Source organism: Vicinamibacteria bacterium, assembly GCA_035570235.1.
Classification (GTDB): Bacteria; Acidobacteriota; Vicinamibacteria; order Fen-336; family Fen-336; genus DATMML01.
This window is the reverse complement of the sequence record DATMML010000056.1, coordinates 1-2,331: the sequence shown is the minus strand read 5'-3', so window position 1 is coordinate 2,331 and position 2,331 is coordinate 1. Positions and strand designations below refer to the sequence as shown.

4 protein-coding genes are annotated in these 2,331 nt (G+C 65.9%); all 4 read right to left on the bottom strand.

Translation table 11 applies throughout. The features are described from left to right. Nucleotides 1-314 (bottom strand): molybdopterin cofactor-binding domain-containing protein (locus tag VN461_10625; protein HXB55229.1); only part of this gene is annotated, 314 nt, incomplete at its 3' end. After that, nucleotides 311-799 (bottom strand): (2Fe-2S)-binding protein, encoded by a 489-nt coding sequence (locus VN461_10620; GenBank protein HXB55228.1) that lies wholly within the window; start codon nt 797-799, stop codon nt 311-313. The genes VN461_10625 and VN461_10620, both read right to left, overlap by 4 nt. Nucleotides 800-947: 148 nt before the next feature. Beyond that, complete coding sequence (locus tag VN461_10615; protein ID HXB55227.1) at nt 948-1,730, bottom strand: LytTR family DNA-binding domain-containing protein; 783 nt, start codon at nt 1,728-1,730, stop codon at nt 948-950. Then, a partial coding sequence (locus VN461_10610; GenBank protein HXB55226.1) for a histidine kinase occupies nt 1,730-2,331 on the bottom strand: 602 nt, incomplete at its 5' end. The genes VN461_10610 and VN461_10615, both read right to left, overlap by 1 nt.

Sequence of the window (2,331 nt, the reverse complement as noted above, 5' to 3'; positions counted from 1 at the left end):
CTGCCGGTCCCGTGCCGATAGATGTTGGGGTCTGTCGGCGCCTGTTCCACGCGGACGTCAGCCCACTCGACGTCGAGCTCCTCGGCGAGAAGCATCGGCAACCCCGTCATCACGCCCTGCCCCATCTCCGCCTTGGGCATAAGGAGGGTCACCGTGCCGTCGCTCGCGACGCGAACCCATGCCGAAAATGGGCCCCGAATGTCACCGGCAACCGGGGCCGCGCTTGTGAAGTCGAAACCGATCAGCAGCACGGCGCCGCCGGCAGCGCCCGTCTTGAGGAAGATCCGGCGGCTCAGGGCACCTTCTCGCTTCACCTGATCCCGCCCTTCCCCGGGGGAGTCGTTGCCGCCCGGGCAGCGCGATGGACCGCGCGCCGAATCCGCTGGTAGGTCCCACAGCGACAGATGTGGCCGGCAAAAGCCGAGTCGATGTCTTCATCGGTCGGCCGCGCCTTGCGGGCGAGGAGCTCGGCCGCCGTCATGAGCATCCCGGACTGGCAGTAGCCGCACTGTGGAACCTGTTCTGCGATCCAGGCCTTTTGGAGCGGGTGGCTCCGATCGGTCGAGAGTCCCTCGATGGTCGTGACGTGCCTGCCGGTGACGCCCCCAACCGGGGTGATGCAGGAGCGAACCGCCTCTCCCTCGACGTGCACGGTGCACGCCCCGCACTGGGCCATCCCGCAGCCGAACTTGGTGCCCGTCAGCCCCAGTGTGTCGCGAAGGACCCACAACAACGGCGTGTCAGGGTCGGCCTCGAAGGAACGCGGTATGTGGTTGACGAGCAGCATGATGTGACTCATGGGAGCTCCTGAGATGAACGCACACTAATGGGCCGGACGCTGGGTGCGCTAGCACTCTTCGACGAAACACCCCAAGCGTGCGATGAGGCGTTCCCAGGAGCGGCGGTTCGAAGGTCGTTTGGAATCGAATGGAGCGACGGTCCAGCCGTTAGAGGCCGCCGTCGACCAGCCGGTGGAGAGCGTTACGGTAGGTGCGGCTGAGCTTCAGTTCGATTCCGTCCGTGAGCCGCACGAAGTATTCGCCGTTGTCGTAGGGGCGCAGCTCGACGATGCGTTCGACGTTGACGATCGCGGAACGGTGGATGCGGGCGAACTTCTCGGGCGGCAGCTTTGCGGCCATGGCGGCCATCGTTTCCCGGAGAAGCCAGGGCTTCTTGCCCACGTGCAGGGTGACATAATCGCCGGCCGCCTCCACCCAGTCGATCTCGGCGCTCCTCACAAAGACTACCCGGCCCGCCAGGCGCACGACGAAGCGCTCAGCATAGGCGCGCGGTGAGGCGGGCTCCTTGGAGGCGTCTACGTCACGAACCGCTGCCGCTAGACGCCGACCCAGGTCGCCATCGCGGCGGGCACGAATCGACTCTCGGGCCCGCGCCAGGGCCATATCGAAACGCTCGTCGTCTATGGGCTTCAGGAGGTAGTCCAGGGCGTTGACTTCGAAAGCTCGGATCGCGTGCTGGTCATGGGCGGTGACGAAGATCACCCTGGGGAGGGACGGTCCGCCGAGGGCGTCGAGGACTCCGAAGCCGTCCATGCCCGGCATCTGCACGTCGAGGAAGACCAGATCGGGGCGGGTGCGACGGATGACCTCTACCGCCCTGCGACCCGATCCGCACTCGGCCACGACGTCGACGTCCTTCGAAGCCTGGAGGCGTGCCCTTATCCCGCGTCGGGCCAACTCCTCGTCGTCGACGATGATGACACGCAGCATCAGGCGGATCCGGAGGCATGGGCGGTCCGGAAAGGGATCTCGATGGCGGCCGATACCCCGCAGTCGTTCATGGGGGCGAGTTCGAAGCGTGAGTTTGCACCATATAGCTCCGTGAGCCTCGCGGCGGTGTTCGCCAGGCCTACGCCGTGCCGCGTTCCCCGCGTCTCGTCGAGCCCAGGGCCGTCGTCCGTCACGGTCAGTCGTAGTACGCTGCCGTCTCGGGTGACGCTGATGGTCACTCTGCCGCCGTCGTCGCGCTGCAGGACGCCGTGCTTGACCGCGTTTTCGAGCAACGGCTGCAGGATCAGAGCTGGTACCAGCCCCTCCATGACCTCGGGACCAGCCACGATGGAAGCCACCAGCCGATCCCCAAAGCGGGCCTGCTCGATGTCGAGGTAACCCCTCACGAACTCGAGCTCCCGAGCGACGCTGATCTCAGGGGAGTCACCGCTCTCCAGGGTCAGGCGCAGGAAGTCGCTGAGCCGCGCAATCATGCGGGTCGCCTCCGGGCGACTGCCCTCGACGACCAATGTGGAGATGGCATTCAGGGTGTTGAACAGGAAGTGCGGTTCCAATTGGAACTGCAAGGCACGCAGCCTCG